Source organism: Streptomyces sp. NPDC049954 (genome assembly GCF_040656295.1).
In the GTDB taxonomy this organism is placed as follows: domain Bacteria; phylum Actinomycetota; class Actinomycetes; order Streptomycetales; family Streptomycetaceae; genus Streptomyces.
In genome coordinates this window covers 1-19,813 of the sequence record NZ_JBFALS010000026.1, presented here as the reverse complement: position 1 = coordinate 19,813, position 19,813 = coordinate 1, and the positions used below count along the sequence as shown (strand labels likewise).

General features: G+C 75.4%; 9 protein-coding genes. 5 read left to right on the top strand and 4 right to left on the bottom strand.

Going from position 1 to position 19,813, the window contains the following annotated elements; translation table 11 throughout:
- Window positions 1-73: 73 nt before the first annotated feature.
- Window positions 74-1,504, bottom strand: a complete 1,431-nt coding sequence (locus AB0J21_RS32935) for a sporulation protein (RefSeq protein ID WP_363149843.1) — start codon at window positions 1,502-1,504, stop codon at window positions 74-76.
- Window positions 1,505-3,481: 1,977 nt separating this feature from the next.
- Here AB0J21_RS32935 and AB0J21_RS32930 point away from each other — a divergent pair.
- Together AB0J21_RS32930 and AB0J21_RS32925 are read left to right on the top strand one after the other, a co-directional pair.
- A complete protein-coding gene (locus AB0J21_RS32930; protein ID WP_363149842.1) occupies window positions 3,482-5,617 on the top strand; it encodes an asparagine synthase-related protein in 2,136 nt (711 codons plus the stop codon).
- A gap of 594 nt (window positions 5,618-6,211) precedes the next feature.
- Window positions 6,212-10,003, top strand: a complete 3,792-nt coding sequence (locus AB0J21_RS32925; protein ID WP_363149841.1) for a BTAD domain-containing putative transcriptional regulator — start codon at window positions 6,212-6,214, stop codon at window positions 10,001-10,003.
- Window positions 10,004-10,131: 128 nt separating this feature from the next.
- Here the strand turns inward: AB0J21_RS32925 and AB0J21_RS32920 are convergent, their stop codons facing one another.
- Together AB0J21_RS32920 and AB0J21_RS32915 are read right to left on the bottom strand one after the other, a co-directional pair.
- Window positions 10,132-11,928, bottom strand: coding sequence for a sigma-70 family RNA polymerase sigma factor (locus AB0J21_RS32920; RefSeq protein ID WP_363149862.1), 1,797 nt, complete (start codon window positions 11,926-11,928; stop codon window positions 10,132-10,134).
- A 730-nt stretch (window positions 11,929-12,658) separates the two neighbouring features.
- Window positions 12,659-13,726, bottom strand: coding sequence for a helix-turn-helix domain-containing protein (locus AB0J21_RS32915; protein ID WP_363149840.1), 1,068 nt, complete (start codon window positions 13,724-13,726; stop codon window positions 12,659-12,661).
- Between the two features lie 350 nt (window positions 13,727-14,076).
- Between AB0J21_RS32915 and AB0J21_RS32910 the strand changes: the two genes are divergently transcribed.
- Together AB0J21_RS32910 and AB0J21_RS32905 are read left to right on the top strand one after the other, a co-directional pair.
- The gene (locus AB0J21_RS32910) at window positions 14,077-15,432 is read left to right on the top strand and encodes an NAD(P)/FAD-dependent oxidoreductase (protein WP_363149839.1); all 1,356 of its coding nucleotides are present in this window, start codon (window positions 14,077-14,079) and stop codon (window positions 15,430-15,432) included.
- Window positions 15,433-15,928: 496 nt separating this feature from the next.
- A complete protein-coding gene (locus AB0J21_RS32905) occupies window positions 15,929-17,638 on the top strand; it encodes a SpoIIE family protein phosphatase (RefSeq protein ID WP_363149838.1) in 1,710 nt (569 codons plus the stop codon).
- Between the two features lie 73 nt (window positions 17,639-17,711).
- On the opposite strand, the gene AB0J21_RS32900 is transcribed toward AB0J21_RS32905, so the two are convergent.
- The gene (locus AB0J21_RS32900; RefSeq protein WP_363149861.1) at window positions 17,712-19,040 is read right to left on the bottom strand and encodes an MFS transporter; all 1,329 of its coding nucleotides are present in this window, start codon (window positions 19,038-19,040) and stop codon (window positions 17,712-17,714) included.
- Window positions 19,041-19,155: 115 nt separating this feature from the next.
- On the opposite strand from AB0J21_RS32900, the gene AB0J21_RS32895 reads away from it, so the two are divergent.
- Window positions 19,156-19,704, top strand: coding sequence for a MarR family transcriptional regulator (locus AB0J21_RS32895; RefSeq protein WP_363149837.1), 549 nt, complete (start codon window positions 19,156-19,158; stop codon window positions 19,702-19,704).
- Window positions 19,705-19,813: the final 109 nt, after the last annotated feature.

Below are 19,813 nucleotides of genomic sequence, written 5' to 3'. Positions count from 1 at the left end.
TGCGCGCACCCTGCGTCCGATAGTGCACTGCCCCACTGACAACGGGTTCGAACCTGTGCGCGCCCCACTCCGCTCAGGCGGGGGCCACCAGGAGTGGACGGGCCCGTTCGCGCAGCTCCACGACGCGCGGTTCGTCCCCGTACGGCTCCAGCTTCCGCAGCAGGTCCTTGACGTACTCCGTGGTGCGCGCCGAGGAGATCCGGCCCGCGACCTCGACCGCCCGCACGCCCTGTTCGCAGGCCGCGTCGAGATTGCCGGACTCCAGTTCCGCGACGGCCGACACGACGAGCCGCAGCCCGTGCGAGCGCACGTACTCCTCCGTCGGCCGGGACAGCGCCTGCTCGGTGAAGCGCCGCACCTGACGCGGGTGCTTCAGGTCGCGGTAGCACTCGGCGGCGTCCGCCGCGAAGCGGTCCTCGCCGTAGAAGCCGAGCCACGCCGGGTCCTCGTCGCCCGGCCGGGCCCGCTCCAGCCAGCTCTCCGAGGCGCGCAGCGCCGCCGAGGCGGCCGGGGCGTCGCTGGCCCGTGCGTGGGCCCGGGCCTCGACGAGGCGGAAGAAGCTCATGGTGCGGGCCGTGGCCAGCCCCCGGTTGCGTTCAACGGCGGCCTGGGCGAGGTCCACACCCTCGTCGCCGAAGCCCCGGTACGTCGCCTGGAGCGACATCGTCGCCAGGACGTAGCCGCCCAGCGGCACGTCGGCGGCGGCCCGGGACAGGCGCAGCGCCTGGATGTAGTAGCGCTGCGCGGCCTCCTGCTGACCGGTGTCGAAGGCCATCCAGCCGGCGAGCCGCGTGAGTTCGGCGCTCGCCCCGAACAGGGCCCGGCCCACGTCGTCGGAGTAGGCGCCCAGCAGCAGCGGGGCCGCCTCGACCCGCAGGCACTCCGGGACCATCGAGGAACGCCAGTCCCCGCCGCCGTACTTGGAGTCCCAGCGGCGCGCGTCCTCGGCCGCCTCGCGCAGTTTCTGCACGTCGCTGTGGCCGACCCGCATCGGCGTACCGCCGCCGTCCCCGGGGGAGGCGGCGGCGAGTTCCCTGGCGACCGAGCTGTCCGCCGGGGATATGAGCCAGCGCGAGGCCGGCGTCGCGTACGCGCTCACCGAGAAGGAACCGGCGAGGGACTGCCAGATGCCGCCGCCCGAACGGCGACCGGCCAGGTCCAGCCGGTACAGCTCGGTCGCGGACTTGACCGCCTTCCCCACGTCGCGCGGGAAGGTGAGGCCCACTTCGGGCGTCGGATCGGCGTCGGCGAGGCCGATCTCGTGCAGCGGGACCGGCCGGCCCAGTTTCTGCCCGATGGCCGCCGCGATGAGATGCGGCGCCGCTCCCTGCGGCACCATCCCCTTGGAGACCCAGCGGGCCACCGAGGTCTTGTCGTACCGGAGCGTCAGACCTCGCTGTCCGCCCAGGTCGTTGACTCGCCGCGCAAGCCCCGCGTTACTGATCCCCGCGAGGGCGAGAACGGCGCCGAGTTTCTCGTTCGGCCCGCGTTGCTCCCTGGACATGCGCCACCCCTCGACACAGACGGCTGCCGCAGCGGCATAAGCGTGCGGCATTCGTAAACCCAGCGTAGTTCCCCGCATCCCAAGCGTTAAGGGCCGTGGTTCCGGATGGCGAGATTGTTGCCCGTGCGGAGGTACGCCGGAGCGTGCGGTGCGTGCGTGCGGCACCTCGTCCGACGGTACGCGGGTGCCGTGCGCCCCGGCCCGTGCGGAGGGCGCCTTCTGGGCAGCGCCGGCCGCGGCCGGACGGCTCGCCGCGCGGCCGGCGCCGCAGCCCCGCGACCGTTACTCACGGTTCCCGTCCCCGGCCCGGACGGGCCCGCGCGGCAGCCCGGTCCGCCCCTCGGGGAGCCCCGGCCGCCGTGCGTCGTCCCGCCGTGCCGGGCGCTGCGTGCCGGAGGTACCGGCGGCGGGTTGGCGGGTCCGGAGGCGAGTTGGTCGCCGTACGGTCCGCCCGGCCGGGCCGTGCCCGGCCAACTCCTCGGAAGCGGCGCCGAGAGCACACCCGTGGGGGCCTTCGCGGGAGAGGCGGCGCGTACGGCGGGGCCGGTGCGGGGGCGGCCGTTTCCGTGCGACGGCGCAGGTGCGGGCGGTGTCCGCCGGCCCGGCGGACCCGTGCTCCTGACATGGTGCCGTGCGCCCGGCCGTGCGCTCTCCTCCCGGCGCCGCGCGGCCGGTTTCATGGAGGGTGCGTGGGTCGGCCCGCTGCGTTGCGTCCAGTGGGCCGGGGGAGTCCGCCGCCCTCGTCCCCGCGGGTGGCGGGACCGGTCCGGGAGGCGAGCAGCGCCTCCCGGACCGCGCACGTCCCGCGTCGCGATCACCCCGCCCGTGACCCGGCGGCGGGGCGGGAGCCGAGAAGGGAAGGGCCTCACGACCAACTTCCTGCCAACTCGGCCGTACTTACTGCCACCTTTTCGCCAACTCCCGTCCTCCGTCGCGCCGGATGCCGCCAGCGCACGCCACGGCACCCGCCCCTGACCTCCACGGGTTCTCCACAGGCGGACGGAATCCGTTCCCCCGCTTCGTGGCCGCAACGACCGGGCCGCCGCCCGCACGGCGATCCGGCGGCCGTCCTCGCCCTCGCGGGCACCGTGCCGGGACCCGTGCGGAAGCCGGAGAGCGGGCGGGCGCCCGTCGGCGCACGGCTGGCGCGTTCGGGGGCGCTTGGTGACGGGCGGTTCCGGCGCGCGGATCGGCGCCCGCCCTCGTGCGGCCCGCGTTCACTCCCCGTCCGCGCCCCTCGTGAACGCGTACGAAGCCGCACGAAGAGGAAGCATCGCCCGGCGCACGGCCCCGGGAACCGCCCCGCACCGACCGGCCCCCGGCTGCGGTACGGCAGGCGGCGGGGGCGCGGGGCGGCCCGACGGCGCGCGCCACGCCCGGGCGGGAATTGGCCGAATACCGCCCTTCGGGACGGGAAGACCGGTTCCGGAGCGGCCGAACAGGAGTGACACGAGGGGCATATGAGGCGGATGTGGCGCCTGAGGTCACTCCGGGGCGTTCCCTCCGGACCTGCCCGGGTGGGCCGCGCCGTCCCGGTGTCCTACCGGCGTCGCTTCCGCAACGAGTCGTGCGGGCGGGCGGCCCCCGCCGGAGGGGTACGGCGATGACCGGCCGTTGGCCAAAACCCGGCCCACGGGACCCGCGCCACGGCGCAGCCGTCCAACGCCGCACCCCGACTGGCCTGTGCCGGGGGCGCGTTCACCCGGCGCATTCGGCTGTCCCATGCGTGGAGCAGGGCGTAAACCCCGTACCGCGACGCCCGCCGCGTACCGGCCTGCCGGTGCCCTCTTCGTGGCAGCATGGTCCCGGGGATGCCCACAAAGTCCTGCACAGCACCCGCGGCGCGCACGGCGCGCCGACGCGGGGAGCGCCCGGCCGAGGCCGGGGGAGCGCCGGACGCCACGGGCACCGCCCAGGGCCTCGCGGACACCCCCGCGAGGTGAACACCCGGGTTGTCCACAGGCTGTGGGGGCGGAGATGCGCTGGTTGGTGGGATGGAGCAGCACCTCCGCCAGACGCCGTCCCGGCGAACTCGGCGGCTCCGTGTCGGCGGACGGCCACCCCGGCTCCCTGCCCGGCGACGGCGACACCGTGCAGCCCGTGGGCGCGCAGCTCCTGTGGGGCGACCCCGACCCGCTGTGGGCCGTGGGCGACTGGCGGCCCGACGAGATCCGCGTCGTCAAGGCCGACGCCGAGACCAGGATCGCGGTCCTCGGCATCTGCGCGGCCACCGACGCCCAGCTCAAGGTCGCCCTGTTCTCCGCGAAGGGCGGGGCGCTGCGCCACCTCACGGCCTGGCCCGGCAGCTACACGGCGGTCGTACAGGTCGGCAGACGCACCATGGTCGCCGGGGACCTCGCCGGCGCCCGCCCCGTCTTCCACACCCCGTGGGCCCAGGGCACCGCGTACGCGACCGCCGCCCTCCCGCTCGCCGACCTCATCGAGGCCAACCTCGACATCGGGCACGTCGCGGCCCTGCTCGCCGCCCCCGACGTCCCCGAGGCGCTCCAGGACTCCACGCCCTACGCGGGGGTGCGCCGCGTACCGCCAGGACACGCCCTCATCATGCGGGCCGGGGCCCCCGAGATCGCCGGCTACGAGCAGATGACCTCGCTCGCCGTCTCGGCGGCGCCCGTCGACCCGGACAGCGCCGTCGCCGGGGTGCGCGACGCGCTCGTCGAGGCGGTACGCGTCCGGCTGACCGCCCCGCGCCACATCCCCGGCACCGGGATCGACCCCGGACCCGTCCCCGGCATGGGCCCCGCCGAACGGCGCGCCGCGCGCGGACCGCTGCCCGGCATCGGCGCCGACCTCTCCGGCGGCAGCGCCTCCGCGACCCTCGCCCTGCTCGCCGCCGGACTGCCCGGGATGCCCGGCACCCTCCTCGGCCACGGCACCGGGGCCGGTGAACGCCTGCTCGCCGTCACCTTCAACGACCTCGCCACCACGGGCCGCGAGGCCGAGGTCGAACGGGCCGGACGGCTCGCCGCCGACCCCAGGCTGCACCACGTCGTCGTCGCCGGCGGCGAGGAGGCCCTGCCCTTCGCCGACCTGCGGGTCCCGCTCACCGACGAACCCGGACCCGCCCTCGTCAGCGCCGCCCGGCACCGCGCCCGGCTGCTCGCGGGCAGCGCCGACCACTTCACCGGGCACGGCGCCCGCCAGGTCCTCGACGCCCACCCCGCGCGCCTCGCCGACCTCCTCATGGACCGGCGCAGACGCCACCTCGTCCGCCCCGTCGCCGCGCTCACCAAGGCCGAGGGCTCCGTCATGGTCCCCGGCAAGGTGTACGGCGCGGCGCGGCGCCTGGCGCGCACGCCGTACCGGGCGGGCCTGGAGGACGCCGCCGAACTGCTCCAGGCCCGCCGCTTCCCGCAGGCCGACGGGGCGATGGGCGCCTCGATCGCCGCGCTGTCCTGGGCCAGACCGGGCCCCGCCGCGCGCTGGCTCACCGGTGAGGCGCTGGCCGAAGTATCGGTTCGCCTGCACGAGGCGGCGGCCCGCCCCGGCCCCGGCTCAGGACGCCGCCCCGGCGACTTCCGGGCCCGCGCCGCCCTCGCCCGGCACGCCGCCGACCTGCGCGTCCTGGAACAGGCCGCCGAGGTCCGCTTCCAGCGACTGCACGCCCCCTTCCTCGACAACCAGGTCGTCCGCGCCGCCCGCGCCCTGCCCGAGGCCCTGCGCGTACGCCCCGGCGCGCGCGCCTCGATCCTGCGCTCGGTGCTGGAGGGCGCCGGAGTCCGCGAACTGCCGGAGGGCTGGGGCACCCCCGCCGCCGTCGAACCGGAGGCCGTCCTGCGGATCGGGCTGCGCGCACACGTCGACCAGCTCCTCGGCCTGTTCGACACGCCGCTGCTCGCCGAGGCGGGCATCGTCGAGGCACGCGTCGTCCGCAAGGCCCTGCGCGCCGCCGCCGAGGGGGCCCCGCTGCCCGTGGACGGCCTCACCGAACTCGTCTCGACGGAACTGTGGCTGCGCCGCCTGCTGGAACGGCGCGGCACCTGCTGGACCGGCACCCCGACCCGCCAGCGCGCCATCCCGACCGGCACCGTCGTCGCCCAGCGCGGCGCACCGGGAGCACGCGGGGCGCTGGGCGCGGGACAGCGGGGCTGACCGCGCGGCGCAGGCAGGGGACGGGGTGCCGGGCGGCCGGTCCTTCCCGCTCGGGGTCCGGCCCTTCGAGCGTTTCCTGCCGCCCTCGGACGGCGGGAAACGCAGCCCGAAGGCGTCCTCCGCGAGAGCCACTGCGCACCGGGGCGGCCTCCCCGGGAACGTTGTGTATCGGGGCCGGCGCTCCGCGAACGCTGTGCACGGGGGCCGGCTCCCCGCGAACGAGGCCGAGCGGGCGCAGGAACGCGTCGGGCCGCCCCGGGGCCGAACCGCTCGGCTCGGTCAGTCGGGGCGTACCGAACTGGGCCACGGTGCCGCCGACGGCCGCGTACGTGAAGCGGTACATCGCAGGCCGGCACGGAAACAGCCCGGACCACGCGTCGCACCGGTACGCGTCATGCCGTGATCCCGGCACGCCCCACTGACAGCCGGGTGTCCGGCGACTGAGACCAGGACAGGCCGTCCGGCGACCGACCGACCGACCGAGGGCAGTCCGGACGGTCGACGGATGACGGCGAACCGGTGCCCGGCGGGCGTCGGCCGACAGGTGTCCTTTCCCGTTCGTCCGTACGGCCGCTGTGCGGGGACAATGGCGGGGTGCGGTATCGAATCCTGGGCGCCACCGAGGCGTACGACGACTCCGGCGCCCCCGTACGTCTGGGCGGCGCCCGGCTCCGCACGCTGCTGACGGCGCTCGCCCTGCGCGCGGGCCGCACGGCCGGCGTCGACACCCTCATCGACGAGGTGTGGGAGGAGGACCCGCCGTCCGACGCGCCCGCCGCGCTCCAGGCCCTGGTCGGCCGGCTGCGCCGGGTCCTCGGCCGCTCCGCGATCGCCTCCGCGCCCGGCGGCTACCGCCTCGACGTCCCACCCGACGACGTGGACGTGCACCGTTTCACGCGGCTCGCGACGGAGGGCGCCGCCGCGCTGGACGCGGGCGAGCACGAACGGGCCGCCCGGCTGCTGCACGAGGCGCTGGACCTGTGGCGCGGACCGGCCCTCGCCGACCTGCCCGGGCAACCGGGCGCGGCCCGCCGCCCCGAGGACCTGCGCCGCACCGCGCTGCGCCACCGCGCCGAGGCCGACCTCGCCCTCGGCCGCCCACCCGCCGCCCTCGTCGCCGAACTGCGCGAACTGACCGAGGCGGCCCCGTACGACGAACCCCTCCACGCCCTCCTGCTGCGCGCCCTGCGCGCGGACGGCAGACCCGCCGACGCCCTCGCCGCGTACGAACGGGTCCGGCACACCCTCGCCGAACGCCTCGGCACCTCGCCGGGGCCGGAACTGCGCCGCGTACACGAGGAGTTGCTCCACGAGGACGCCCGGACCGCGACCGCGTCGCCCCCCTTCGGCCGGGACGCCTCCCCGTCCGAGCCCGCCCGGCCGCCGCAGTCGCCCGCCGCCGCACCCCGGGGCAACCTGCGGCCCCGGCTGACCTCCTTCGTCGGCCGGGAGCCGGAACTCGCGGCGATCCGGGCCGAGCTGAGGACGTCCCGCCTGGTCACGCTGACCGGTCCCGGCGGCTCCGGCAAGACCCGTCTCGCCGAGGAGGCCGCCGCCACGCTCCCGCAGGCATGGCTGGCCGAACTCGCCCCGCTGGAGCGGCCCGAGGCCGTACCGGGCGCTGTCGTCAGCGCCCTCGGCCTGCGTGACACGCTGCTCGGTACGGGCGCGGGCGGGGGAGAGCGCGGACCGGCCGCCGCCCAGGAGCCGCTCGACCTGCTGATCGACCACTGCGCCTCGCGCGAGCTGCTGCTGATCCTCGACAACTGCGAACACGTCGTCGAGGCCGCCGCCGAACTCGCCGAGACGCTGCTGACGCGCTGCCCCCGGCTCACCGTCCTCGCCACGAGCCGCGAACCCCTCGGGGTGCCCGGCGAGTCGGTGCGCCCCGTGGACCCGCTGCCCGAGGCGCCCGCCGCGCGGCTGTTCGCCGAGCGCGGCGCCGCCGTCCGGCAGGACTTCCGGCCCGAGGACGACGCCGAGGCCGTCGAGGAGATCTGCCGCCGCCTCGACGGGCTCCCGCTGGCCATCGAACTCGCCGCCGCCCGCCTGCGGATGCTGACCCCGCGCCAGATCGCGGACCGCCTCGACGACCGCTTCCGCCTCCTGACGGGCGGCAGCCGCACCGTCCTGCCCCGCCAGCAGACCCTGCGCGCCGTCGTCGACTGGTCCTGGGACCTGCTGGACGAGGCCGAGCGCACCGTGCTGTGCGAGGCGTCCGTGTTCGCGGGCGGCTGGGACCTCGCGGCGGCCGAGGCCGTGTGCTCCGGCCCCGTCGCCGCGCTGACCGGCTCGCTCGTCGACAAGTCCCTGCTCGTGGCCGCACCCGCTCCGGCGGGCGACGGCATGCGCTACCGCATGCTGGAGACCATCCACGAGTACGCCGCCGAGCGCGCCGCCGGGCGAACGGACCTGCTCGACGCGGCGGGCCGGCGCCACGGCCAGTACTTCCTCGCCTTCGTCACCCGGGCCGACCCGCTCATGCGGTCCGCCGGCCAACTCCCCTGGATACGCAGGACGGAGACCGAACTCGACAACATCCGGGCCGCCCTGAGCCGCGCGGTCCGGCTGCGCGACGAGGACCTCGCGACCGGACTCGTCCTGCGCACCGGCTGGTTCTGGTGGCTGCGCAACTACCGTGTGGAGGGCGCCGCCTGGGCCGGCCACACACTGAGCCTGCACGACGAGGCCACGGCCACCCTCATGGAGGCGTTCAACCCCCGGGCCCCGGGCGGCCGGAACAGGGACGCGCGGCAGGAGCCGGTGCGGAGACAACGGGGGGAACCGGACCGGGCGCGGGAACAGTGCCGGAACGGGGGCCCCGGACGTGCACAGGAACGTGCACAGGAACGGTCCGAGGAGCAGGCACAGGAACCGTCCGGCGGCACGGCGCGGGACGACCTCGGCGGGGACGACCTTCGTGGTGACGACCGGGGCCATGACGGACCCGGCCGCGACGCTCCCGCCGAACCGCCCGCCGACCTCACCGGCGACGCGACGAGGCACGTCTCCGGTCCCGGTGTTTCCGGTCCCGGCGTTTCCGGACGTGGCGGCTCCACCCCCGACGCCTCCGCACGCGGCGGCTCCGGCCTCGATGTCTCCGGTCTCCACGCCGCTGACGAGACGGCCGGCCCGTCCGCTGCCGAGTCCGGCAGGCCGTCCGGTGGCGACTCCTGGAGCCCGTCCGGTGGCGACGCCCCCGCGGATTCCGGCGCCCCCTCCGCCGGCCGGTTCGGCGACCCGGCCGACCCCCGCTACTGGCCCCGGATCAACCTCCGGCTGCTGCATCTCTTCCTCCTCTCGGAGACCCGCGCCGAGCAGCCGCCCGGCCGGGGCGCGGTCGCCGACTACGTCGCGTCGCTGCGCGCGGCGTACCGCGGTGGCGGGCCCGAGTCCGCGTCCTTCCCCGGGCTCCTGTGGGCGTTCACCTCGTTCTTCCTCGGCACGCCCGAGGACGCGCGGCCCCTGCTCGACGAGACGGTCGACACGTGCCGTCGCCACGGCGGGGACTGGGAACTGGGCGTGGCGCTGATGTTCCGCACGCACGTCGCGGTGGACACGCCCGGCCGGTTCTCCGACGTCGAGGGCGACCTCGCCGAGGTCCAGGAGGTCGCGGCCCGGACCGGGGACCGCTGGATGCTCGCCCAGGTGCACAGCGCCCGCGCCGAGGCCGCGATGGCGGCCGGCCGGCACGAGGAGGCGCGCCCGCAGTTCGAGGAGGCGCTGCGCCTCGCCCACGAGGTCGGGGCACACGCCGAGGCCCCCTTCCTGCTGGCCCGCCTCGGCGAACTCGCCTACCGCGCCGGGAACAAGGCCCTCATGACGGCCTACCTGGACGAGGCGTCCTCGGCGGCGGAGTCCTACGGAACGGTCGACGCGGCCGCCTTCATCACGGTGCTGCGGGGCCAGAAGGCCCTGGAGGACGGGGACACCGCCCAGGGCCGCGCGTTCTACGAGGCCGCCCGCGCCGAGGCCGAACGCGGCAGCCCGCCACCGCAGTTCACCGTGATGCTGGACATGCTCGGGGCGCAGGTGACGGAAGCCGTGGACGGACCGGCGAAGTCCCTGCCGCTCGTACGGGACGCCCTGCGCGGCGCGCTCGACGCCTACTGCTCCGACGCGATCGTCGCCGCCCTCGTGGAACTCGGTGCCTCGACCCTGGCCGCGCTGCACCAGGACCAGGAAGCGGTACGGGCCCTCACCTGCGGCGGCCGGCTCCGCGCGGGCCGCCCACGCCCCGAACCGGAGCACTCCCGGGCCGAGGAGACCGCGGCCCGCGCCGGGTCCCGCCTCGGCCCCGAGCGTTACGCGCGTGCCGTGGAGCAGGCCGCCACGTACGGACCGGAGGACCTGTACGAGGCGATGACCACGCTCATCGCCACGTGAGGACCGCTCGGGTCCTCGGGTCCTCGGTTTCCCGGGCCTCGGTTCCCCGGGCCCTCAGTTGCTCGGTTCGCCGGGGCCGCGTGCGGGCGGGACGGACCGCCGTACGACCCGGGGCCCCGCCCGTCGCCTCAGCCGCAGGTGAAGCGCGAACGGGCCCAGTCGGCGACGGCCGCCGCCCGGTCCAGCGGCGCCCCCGTGTCGCGCACCGGCTCTACGACCAGCTGGACCGTCCGCCTCCCGGCCAGCCCGACGTGCACCGGTACGGCGGGGTCCCCACCGCGGACGATCCCCGAACTCCACAGCGGGACGCCGTCCCCGTGGACCGAGAAACGGACCGCGCCCAGGCCAAGCGTCATGTCGTCCACCCCCGCGAAGGCGTCGTACGCCGTGCACGGCCGGTTGAGTTCGACGGTGACCCGGGAGGGGCCGTGCACCGTCACCCCGTCCGCGTACCGCACCCCGCCCACCGACATGCCGCCCGGCCGCTGCCACACCCCGCCGCCCCCGAGGTCGAGCCGCATCTCGGGACGGGTCCCGTCACCGGTCAGCGTGTACCGCAGCGCGCTCCACTCGTAGACGGCGGGCGCGGGCGGCGGGGACGGCGCCGCAGGCGTGGGCGGTGGAGAGGGGGCCGGAGGCGTCGGAGTCGGCGTGGGCTTCGGAGCCGGGCTCGGCCTCGACGGCTCGGGACTCGGCTTGGGCTTGGGCTTCGGGGACGGCGTCGGCGTCGGCGTGGGCCGTGCCGGGGAGGGGGACGGAGAGGGCCGTTCCGCGACCGGGCGCGGTGCGGGCGGGGGCTCCGGCGCGGGCGCCTCGGGCGAGGGCGGCGGCGTGGACGGCGCCGGTACGACGGGCTGCACCGCCGGTGGCCGGGCGTCCGCCTCCGGCTCCTTCGCCGGATGGTCCCCGGCCAGGATCATGGCGACCGCCACCCCGGCGGCGGCCACCGCGCCCGCGACCAGCCCGATCTTGACGGGCGCCCCGACCCCTTCGGACGCGGCCCCGCCGGCCGCTCCGGAACCGGCCGCTCCGGAACCCGAGGCCGCGGCGGCCGCTCCCGCCGCCCCGGCGCCCGCGCCACCGCCGATGAGCGCGACGACCTTCGCGTACCCGGCGGCACCGAACCAGCCGATGACGGCGACCGGCACGACACCGGGAATCCCGCCCGCGACCTCCTTGATCTGCCCGGCCGCGAGCCGGCACCGCGCGCACTCCTCCAGGTGCTTGCGCAGCCCGCGTTCGGCCCGGCTGCGCAGACCGCCGCGCGCGTACGCCCCGAGCCGGTCGGCGTACGCCGCACAGCCCTCGTCCGCGGTGAGCGCGCTGCTCACATGGGCCTGGAGATACGCCTGCTTGAGGCCCTCGCGGGCCCGGCTCGCGAGCACCCGGGTGCCGTTCGCGTCGAGACCGAAGAGCGTCGCGACCTCGCTCGGCGACTCGTCCTCGACCTCGGTGTGCCACAGCACCGCCTGCCAGCGCTCCGGCAGACTCCGGAAGGCACGCATCGCCATCGACTGCTCGGCCTCGTGCATCGCGAGCACGTCGGCGCCCAGATCGAGCGTGTCGTCCTCGGGGCCGGCCGAGGTACGTGCCGCCTGCGCCGCGAACACCGCGAAATCATCGACCAGTTGCTCACGTCGCGCGGTACGCCCCCAGTCGGCGGCGACCCGCCGCACCGTCGTGAGCAGATACGCCCGCACCGCGTACTCCGGCCCCGCCCCGTGCCGTACGGCGGCCAGCATCCGGGCGAAGACCTCGGCGGTCAGGTCCTCCGCGGTGTGCGCGTCCCGACAGCAGGTGCGGGCGTACCGCCGCACCCCGTCCGCGTGCCGACGGAACAGCTCGGCGGAGGCCGAGTCGTCCCCGTCCCGCATCCGGGTCAGCAACTCCCCGTCCCCGCCCACCGGCCCGCCCTGCCGCGGCACCTGATGAGGGGAGGAAGCCGGAGGGCCTACGTCCGCAGAGAGTCCGGCCGGGGGCTGTTCGACGGGGACGGCCTGTGACCCGGCGTCGGCCTGTTGCGCGGCGTCGGTGTGTTCCCCGGCGGCGGCCTGCCTTCCGACCTGGGCCTGGTGTCCGACCTGGGCCTGGTGTCCGACCTGGGCCTGGTGTCCGTCTCCGGCGGGCGGGGCCTTCGCCTCGGCCGCCTCGGTGCGGTCGCGCCCGTCCTCCGGTCCGCCGCGCCCGTCCTCCGGCTGCCCCGTACCGGCCCGGGGACCGTGATGTTCACCCGTACTCACCGCGGAGAGCCCCCGTACCGACGCGTAGAACCAGACATCGGCACAGGTTGGCACACGAGGCAACGTGACTGAATACGTACGAGGGTCGATCACTCTTTCGGGTAGTCCTGCCGAAACAGCTCCTCAACAGGCAGGCTGCCGATGCCCCTTGTTCCGCCCGGACTGGGGCGAGCGCCACGGCAGTCCCCGAACGAGTGAAAACGAAACGACTCGCCCGCGCACGAACCACCCTGGCTGGAAACGACGAGCTCCCCGACAGGAACGACCGCACCACCGCACCACCGCGAACGGGCACAACCCACGGTCCAGTCCGCAAGGCCGGGCCGGGCCGAACCGCCCCCGAGACAGTCCGCAGCACCCGCTCGCCGCGCCCCGCCCCGCCCCGCCCCGCCCCGCCCCGGCGAACCCCAGGCCCTCACCCCAGCGGGCGGCTGCGCAGTCCCTCCAGGAGGATGTCCAGGAGCCGGGCCGAGGCCGCCTCCTGCTGAGCGGCGTCGGGCAGGGAGGGCGCGGCCGTGGCGATGACCAGCAGGACATCGGCGACCGTCACGTCCTCGCGCAGTTCGCCCGCCTCGCGCGCACGGTCCACGAGCCGGCCGACCACGTCGAGCAGCGCCACCGTCCCCGCTTCCTCTACCCGGACCGTGGCCTGCGCCCCGGGGGACGGCGATCCGAGCGGTACGGCGGCGGTGCGCTGCGGCGGGACCCGCGTCTCCTCCCGGCCGAGGCCGGCGGCACCCGCCCCGAACCCGCGCGACGCGCCACCCGCGCCACCGGATACGGCACCAGGAGCCGCCCCGCCGAACGGTCCCGGATCCGTCGTTCCCGCGCCCGTCGTTCCCGTACCTGTCGCTCGCGCGCCCGTCGTCCCCACCGCCGGACCGACCCCGGCGTCACGTCCGGCTCCGGCTCCGCCTCCGGTCCCGAGCCCGGTGTCGGCGAGGGCATCGGCTCCGGCTCCGCCGCCCGGCCCGGCCCCGGTGCTCACCCGCAGCACCTGCGGCGGCAGCAGCCGCCCCGCCCCCGAGGCCACCGAGGTCCGCAGGAACCGGGAGAGCGCCGACCACGGCTCCTCCTCCTGCCCGAGCGCCGTACGGGCCTGGTCGGTGAGGCGGGCCGTCTCCTCCTCGGCTATTCGGCGCACGAGCACGTCCTTGCTCGGGAAGCGCCGGTACACCGTGCCGACACCGACTCTCGCCCGGCGCGCCACGTCCTCCATCGGCGCCCCGTACCCGAGCTCGCCGAACACCTCACGCGCCGCCCGCAGCACGTGCTCCAGATTGCGCTGCGCGTCGACCCGCAAGGGAGCCGACCGGGACGCCTGCCCGCGCGCCGCGCGGCCCGCCCCCATCGCACCCGCCCCCATCGCACCCGCCCCCGTCACGCCCGCCCGCGGCCCGCCGCCGGAACCGCCCGACGCGGCCGCGGCCGAGGCCGACGCGAGTAGCGAGGCGGAAGGCCATTGCGGCTCCTGCATATGCATGTTTTCCCCCGGTCATGACGTCTCCCCCCGGAGACTCTCCGCGTCATCGACTGCCGGAGTGCGAGGAACGGTCCCTTCCTCGGGAGCGCGCCCACACCACCCCGACGACTCACGAACATAGTTGAGTGGCAGTCAATTCAGAAGGGCCCCGTTCCGGACAGACCGCCCCTCATTCGGAGTACCCACCGATTCCGCCCCGAGCCACCCCTGTCCCACCCCACCCTCCACCCCTCCTGACCTGCGCGGACACCCGCCAGGCGAGCAGCCCGCAGCGGCCCGGTGCTCGTCGGCGGCCAGTCATACGAATCGCCGGGGCTGTGGACAAACGGAGGGGTCCGTTGCGTCATGGGGTGGTGAAGGAACCCGCGCGCATTCTCGTGGTCGGCGGTGGTTACGTCGGGATGTACACCGCACTGCGCCTCCAGCGGAAGCTGAAGGACGGTGAGGCCGAGGTCGTCCTCGTCACGCCCGATCCCTATCTGACCTACCAGCCGTTCCTGCCCGAGGCCGCCGCGGGCTCCCTCTCCCCGCGCCACGTCGTCGTACCGCTGCGCCGGGTCCTCACCGGCTGCCGCCTGCTGCTCGGCGAGGTCGTGTCCGTCGACCACGCCACCCGCACCGCCTACGTCAGGACGCCCGCCACCGAGGACGAGGGCGGCGGCGCGAGCGAACTGCGCTACGACGAGATCGTCCTCGCGCCCGGTTCGGTCTCCCACACCCTGCCCGTCCCCGGCCTGGCCGAGCACGGCATCGGGTTCACGACGGTCGAGGAGGCCATCGGGCTGCGCAACCACGTCCTGGAACAGCTCGACATCGCCTCCTCGACCCGCGACCCGGCCCTGCGTGACGCCGCACTCACCTTCGTCTTCGTCGGCGCGGGATACGCCGGGGTCGAAGCCCTCGCCGAACTGGAGGACATGGCCGGCGACGCGAGCAGGCACTACCACAACCTCGAACGCGACGACATGACATGGGTGCTCGTCGAGGCCGGGAGCCGCATCCTGCCCGAGGTCGCCCCCGAACTGGGCACCTACGCCCTGCGCGCGCTGCGCCGACGCGGCGTCGACATCCGCCTCGGCACCCGCCTCAGCTCGTGCGAGCAGCGCGTCGCCGTACTCGACGACGGCACGCGCCTGCCCACCCGGACCCTCGTGTGGACCACCGGGGTACGGCCGCACCCCCTCCTCGCCGCCTGCGACCTGCCCACCGACGACCACGGCCGCCTCGTATGCACCCCCCGGCTCGACGTGGCCGGCACCCCGCACGCGTGGGGGGCGGGCAACGCGGCCGCCGTCCCCGACCTGACCGCGCCCGAGGAGGGCCGCATCTGCGCGCCCAACGCCTCGCACGCCCTGCACCAGGCCCGCGTCCTCGCCGACAACCTCCTCGCGAGCCTGCGCGGCGGCCCGGCCCGCGACTACCGTCACCGCCCCTCCGGCTCCGTCGCGACACTGGGACTGCACAAGGGAGTCGCCCAGATCCGCGGCAGAAAACTGACCGGCTACCCCGCCTGGTTCCTGCACCGCCTCCACCACCTCGGCCGCGTCCCCACCGCCAACCGCAAGGCCCGGGTACTCGCGGAATGGACGGTGTCCGCCTTCTTCACCAGGGAGATCGTCTCCCTCGGCTCCCTGGAGCACCCCCGCGCCGAGTTCGAACGCGCGGCGGGCGGCGAGCCCCCGCCCCACCCGAAGGGGTCGTTCTGAGCCCCACCAGGAAGCCCGCCGCCCCGCTCCCCGGCGGACTGTCGGTCCCGTCCGCCAGACTGTTCCCCCACCGGACACCAGCGCCACCGGACCGGTCCCGCACGCCCCGCCCCGCACCCGCACGCCCACCACCCGGGCAGGCACGACACCCGCAGGCCAGGACCACCCACCCACCGGACCCGCCCCAGGTCAGCGCGGGGCCCGGACCCGCGGACCAGGCCCCACCCCCGGCCAGGACGCCGGACCCGCCGTGCCGCAGCCCTGCGCCCGAACCCGCGAGGACTCGGATACCTTCACTGGCTTCGATACCGTCACTGCCCCAGGCGTCACACCGGCACCAGGACCAACCGTCCGCCGGCTCCCGCAGCCAGGGGCGGCCCGCACCACCGGCCCGACCACGACACCCGGCACGCGACACGCAGTACCCGCACGCGACAGGCGGCCCCGTCCCCGACGCGGCCCACGAACCCCGCACCACAACACGAGGCGAGACTCGGTGAACTTCACGCGCTGGAGCGCCCGGCTTCCCGGCACGCAACGCCGCGCCGCCGCACGGACCGACCGGGGCGGCGACGTCCCCGCGGCCCGCGCGGAACACGGCGCGGGCCCCACCGCCCCCGCGCCGCCCTCCGTCGACCGGCTGCCCGCCCGCGAGATCCTCGACCAGGCACCCGCCCTGATCGCCCTCGTGCACGGCCCCGACCACCGCCTCCTGTACGTCAACGAGGCCTACCGCGCGGCCTTCGGCGACCGCACTCCCGGAGCCCCCGCCCACGAGGCGCTCCCGGAACTCGCCGAACTCGGCCTGCCGCCCCTCCTCGACCAGGTGCTGCGCAACTCCAGACCCCGCACCGTCAAATCCCGCAGAGCCCCCGACGGCCGCTCGTACACCTTCGCGTGCACCCCCGTCACCATCCCGCCCGCGCCCCCGGAGCCCGATCCCGCACAAGCCGGTCCGCCTCCTCAGCGACGCCACGAGTCCGCGCCCGACGCCGGAATCCTCGTCTTCGCGACCGACGTCACCGAGCACGCCGAAGCCGCGGAACGCCTGCGGACGAGCGAACGCCTCCAGCGCGAGACCGCCGTCACCCTCCAGCGCTCCCTGCTCCCGCAGGAACTCGAACAACCCGACGACCTGCGCATCGCCGCGACCTACCAGCCCGGCGGCACCGACGCCGCCGTCGGCGGCGACTGGTACGACGTCATCACCCTCGGCGGCGGCCGCACCGCACTCGTCATCGGCGACGTCATGGGCCGGGGCGTACGCGCCGCCGCCGTCATGGGCCAGCTGCGCACCGCCGTCCGCGCCTACGCCCGCCTCGACCTGCCCCCGCACGAAGTCCTGCAACTCCTCGACGGACTCGCCGCCGAGATCGACGCCACCCAGATCGCCACCTGCGTCTACGCCGTCCACGACCCCAACGAGGGCCGGCTCGTCTACGCCTCAGCCGGCCACCTCCCGATCCTCGTCCGCGACGAGCACGGGGAGATCCACCGCGCCGAGGAACCCACCGGGCCCCCGCTCGGCACCGGCGGCTGGCTGCACACCTCCGGCTCCGTGCCGCTCACCCCCGGATCGACCGCCGTCCTCTACACCGACGGCCTCGTCGAACGCCGCGACCAGGACATCGACCAGGGCCTCACCGCCCTCGCCGACGCGCTCGCCGGCGCCACCGGCAGCCCCCAGGTGGTGTGCGACCGCCTGTTGCGCGCCCTCGGCGTGACCGCCGCGCACGACGACGACGTCGCCGTCCTCGTCGTCGAGCACCCCGCGCGGACCGGCGGCGACGCCGACCTGTTCCGCAACGCGACCCTCGAACTCCTCGGCGGCATCGAGGCCACCCCACGCGCCCGCGCCTTCGCCTCCGGCGTCCTCACCAGCTGGCGCTTCCCCACCGAACTGCACGACCTCGGCCTGCTCGCCGCGAGCGAACTCGTCGCCAACTCCCTCCAGCACGGCACCCCGCCCATGCGCCTGAGACTGCGCCGCACCGACCGCCGCCTGATCGTCGAGGTCACCGACGGGGACGACCACCTCCCGCGCCGCCGCACCGCGGAACCCGCCGACGAGACCGGCCGGGGCATCGCGATCGTCGCGACCATCTCCTCCGGCTGGGGCTGCCGCCGCACCCCCGGCGGCGGCAAGGCCGTGTGGTGCGAATTCGCCCTCCCCGGACGCACCCGCACCCCCGGCCTCCCCCGCTGAGGGGAGCCCGGGGGCACGGCAGACGCCCAGGGGACGGCGGTACTTACGGGGAAGAGCTGACGCGGTACGCGGCTCAGACGCCGGCCGCGGGCAGCGGGTTCTCCCGCGTCGTACCGCCGTCCCCGGGAGAACCCGCCACCGGCTCCGGCCCGGCGACACCCGCCGCCACGACCCGGGAACCGTAGGGCCGGTCCTGCGCCGGGGTCAGCCTCGGCCCGATCCGCAGGGCCAGCACCGTGATCCCGAGCGAGAACACCAGGAAGGTCAGGATGTACGGACCGTGCAGCGCGGCCGCCATCGGACCGCCCACAGCGGGACCCACCGCGAGCGCGAGCTGCTTCACCAGCGCGAAAGCCGAGTTGTACTGGCCGACCATGCCCTCCGGGGCGAGGTCCACGACCAGCGGCGCGACCGTCGGCGAGAGCATCGACTCACCGAGCCCGAACAGCGCGTACGTCGAGATGAACGCCGCCGTCGCCATCGCCTGGCTGCCGTGGCCCAGCCCCGCGAACCCGGCGACCGCCCAGGCCAGGGCCCACAGCAGACCGACCAGCGCGACGACCCGGCTGCGCCGACGCCGCTCGACCAGCTTGAGCACGGCGAACTGCGCCACCACGATCATCGCGGTGTTCGCGGCCAGCGCGATCCCGAGCGTCGAGGCCGATATCCCGGCGGCCTCGACGCCGTACGCGGCGAGCCCCGAGTCGAACTGCCCGTAACAGGCGAAGAAGATCACGAAGGCGAGTACGCACAGCTGCACCATCGCGCGGTTCTGCGCCAGGGCCCGCATACCCCGCTTGGCACCGGCCGCCGGATCGGCGGGCACGGCCTCCTGGAGCGAGGCGGAGCGGGGCAGCCGCACCGTGGCCGCGATCACCGCGAGCACCAGGAACATCGCGGCCTCGATCGAGAACAGCAGCAGGAAGCTGGACGGCCGGCTCTCGTCGACCAGCTGTCCCCCCACGAGGCCGCCGATACCGAGGCCCAGGTTCTGGAGGAAGAACTGCATGGCGAACGCCCGGGTCCTGCTCGTCGGCGCCGAGCACCACACGACCATCGTCGCGAGCGCCGGCTGCATCACCGCCGTACCCGCACCGAGGACGGCGGCCGACAGGATCGCCGTGACCTCCGTCGTCGCCAGGCCGAGGGCCAGCGCCCCCACGGCGGACAGGAGGGACGCCCCGACCAGCACCGGGAGCGGCCCGCGCCGGTCGATGACCCGCCCCACGACCGGAAGCACGACCAACGCGGCCACAGCGAACGCGGCGAGCACGATGCCCGCCGCACTGGCGCCCAGATCCCGTACCTGCGCCACGTAGACGTAGAGAAACGGGACCGTGAAACCGACACCGAACGCGCTCAGCGCGCTGCCCACCTGGATCCTGCGCATGGCCATGCCCATTGCCCTGGTCACCTCCACCTGCCTTACCTCTGTAGACTTCGAACCTAAAGTTAGATACTAAACTCTACACGGCGAAGGACTTCAACGCCAAGCGATGCCGTGCCATACTCGGGCCATGGGCGATACCCCCGGCCCCGCGGAGCCGTCACTCGAAGAGCAGATCGCCGCGTACCAGCGCGAATTCGCCGATCTCGACCCCCAGGTCGAGCAGATCGTCTCCGCCCTGGGCCGGCTGAACCGCCGTATGAACGTGGCCTACGGGCGGCAGACCTCGACGCTCGACATGAGTAACGCCGAGTGGGAGGTCCTGAAGGCCCTGGTGCTGTCGGGCCCGCCGTACCAGCTGGGCCCGGGGGACATCGCGAAGCGCCTCGGGCTCACTCCGGCGGCCATGACGCACCGCATCGACCGGATGGTCACGGAGGGCCTGGTCACCCGGGAGCGCGACGAGCACAACCGCGTCCGGGTCATCGTGAAGCTGACCGACGAAGGCCGCCAGAAGTGGCTGCGCGCGATGAGCCTGGCCTCGTCCTTCGAGGAGGGCCTGCTCCAGGACCTGTCCGGAGCGGAGCGCGGGGTCCTGGGCGAGCTGCTGATCCGCCTGCTGCGCAGGGTGGAGGAGGCCCAGCCGGACGCCGGCGGCCGCCTCTCGGACCTCGACTGACGAGCGACCCCATCCGGGGTTTGACACGCGTGGGGCGGGTACGTAAGGTTCTTCGAGTTGCCACGGAGCCGCCAGGTTCCGGGACGACATCTCTCACCGCGCAAGCGGT

Excerpts from the sequence above, each read along its gene's own strand:
- AB0J21_RS32935 (WP_363149843.1), bottom strand. The coding sequence starts at position 1,504 with ATGTCCAGGGAGCAACGCGGGCCGAACGAGAAACTCGGCGCCGTTCTC.
- AB0J21_RS32930 (WP_363149842.1), top strand. The coding sequence starts at position 3,482 with ATGCGCTGGTTGGTGGGATGGAGCAGCACCTCCGCCAGACGCCGTCCC.
- AB0J21_RS32915 (WP_363149840.1), bottom strand. The coding sequence starts at position 13,726 with ATGCATATGCAGGAGCCGCAATGGCCTTCCGCCTCGCTACTCGCGTCG.
- AB0J21_RS32900 (WP_363149861.1), bottom strand. The coding sequence starts at position 19,040 with ATGGGCATGGCCATGCGCAGGATCCAGGTGGGCAGCGCGCTGAGCGCG.
- AB0J21_RS32895 (WP_363149837.1), top strand. The coding sequence starts at position 19,156 with ATGGGCGATACCCCCGGCCCCGCGGAGCCGTCACTCGAAGAGCAGATC.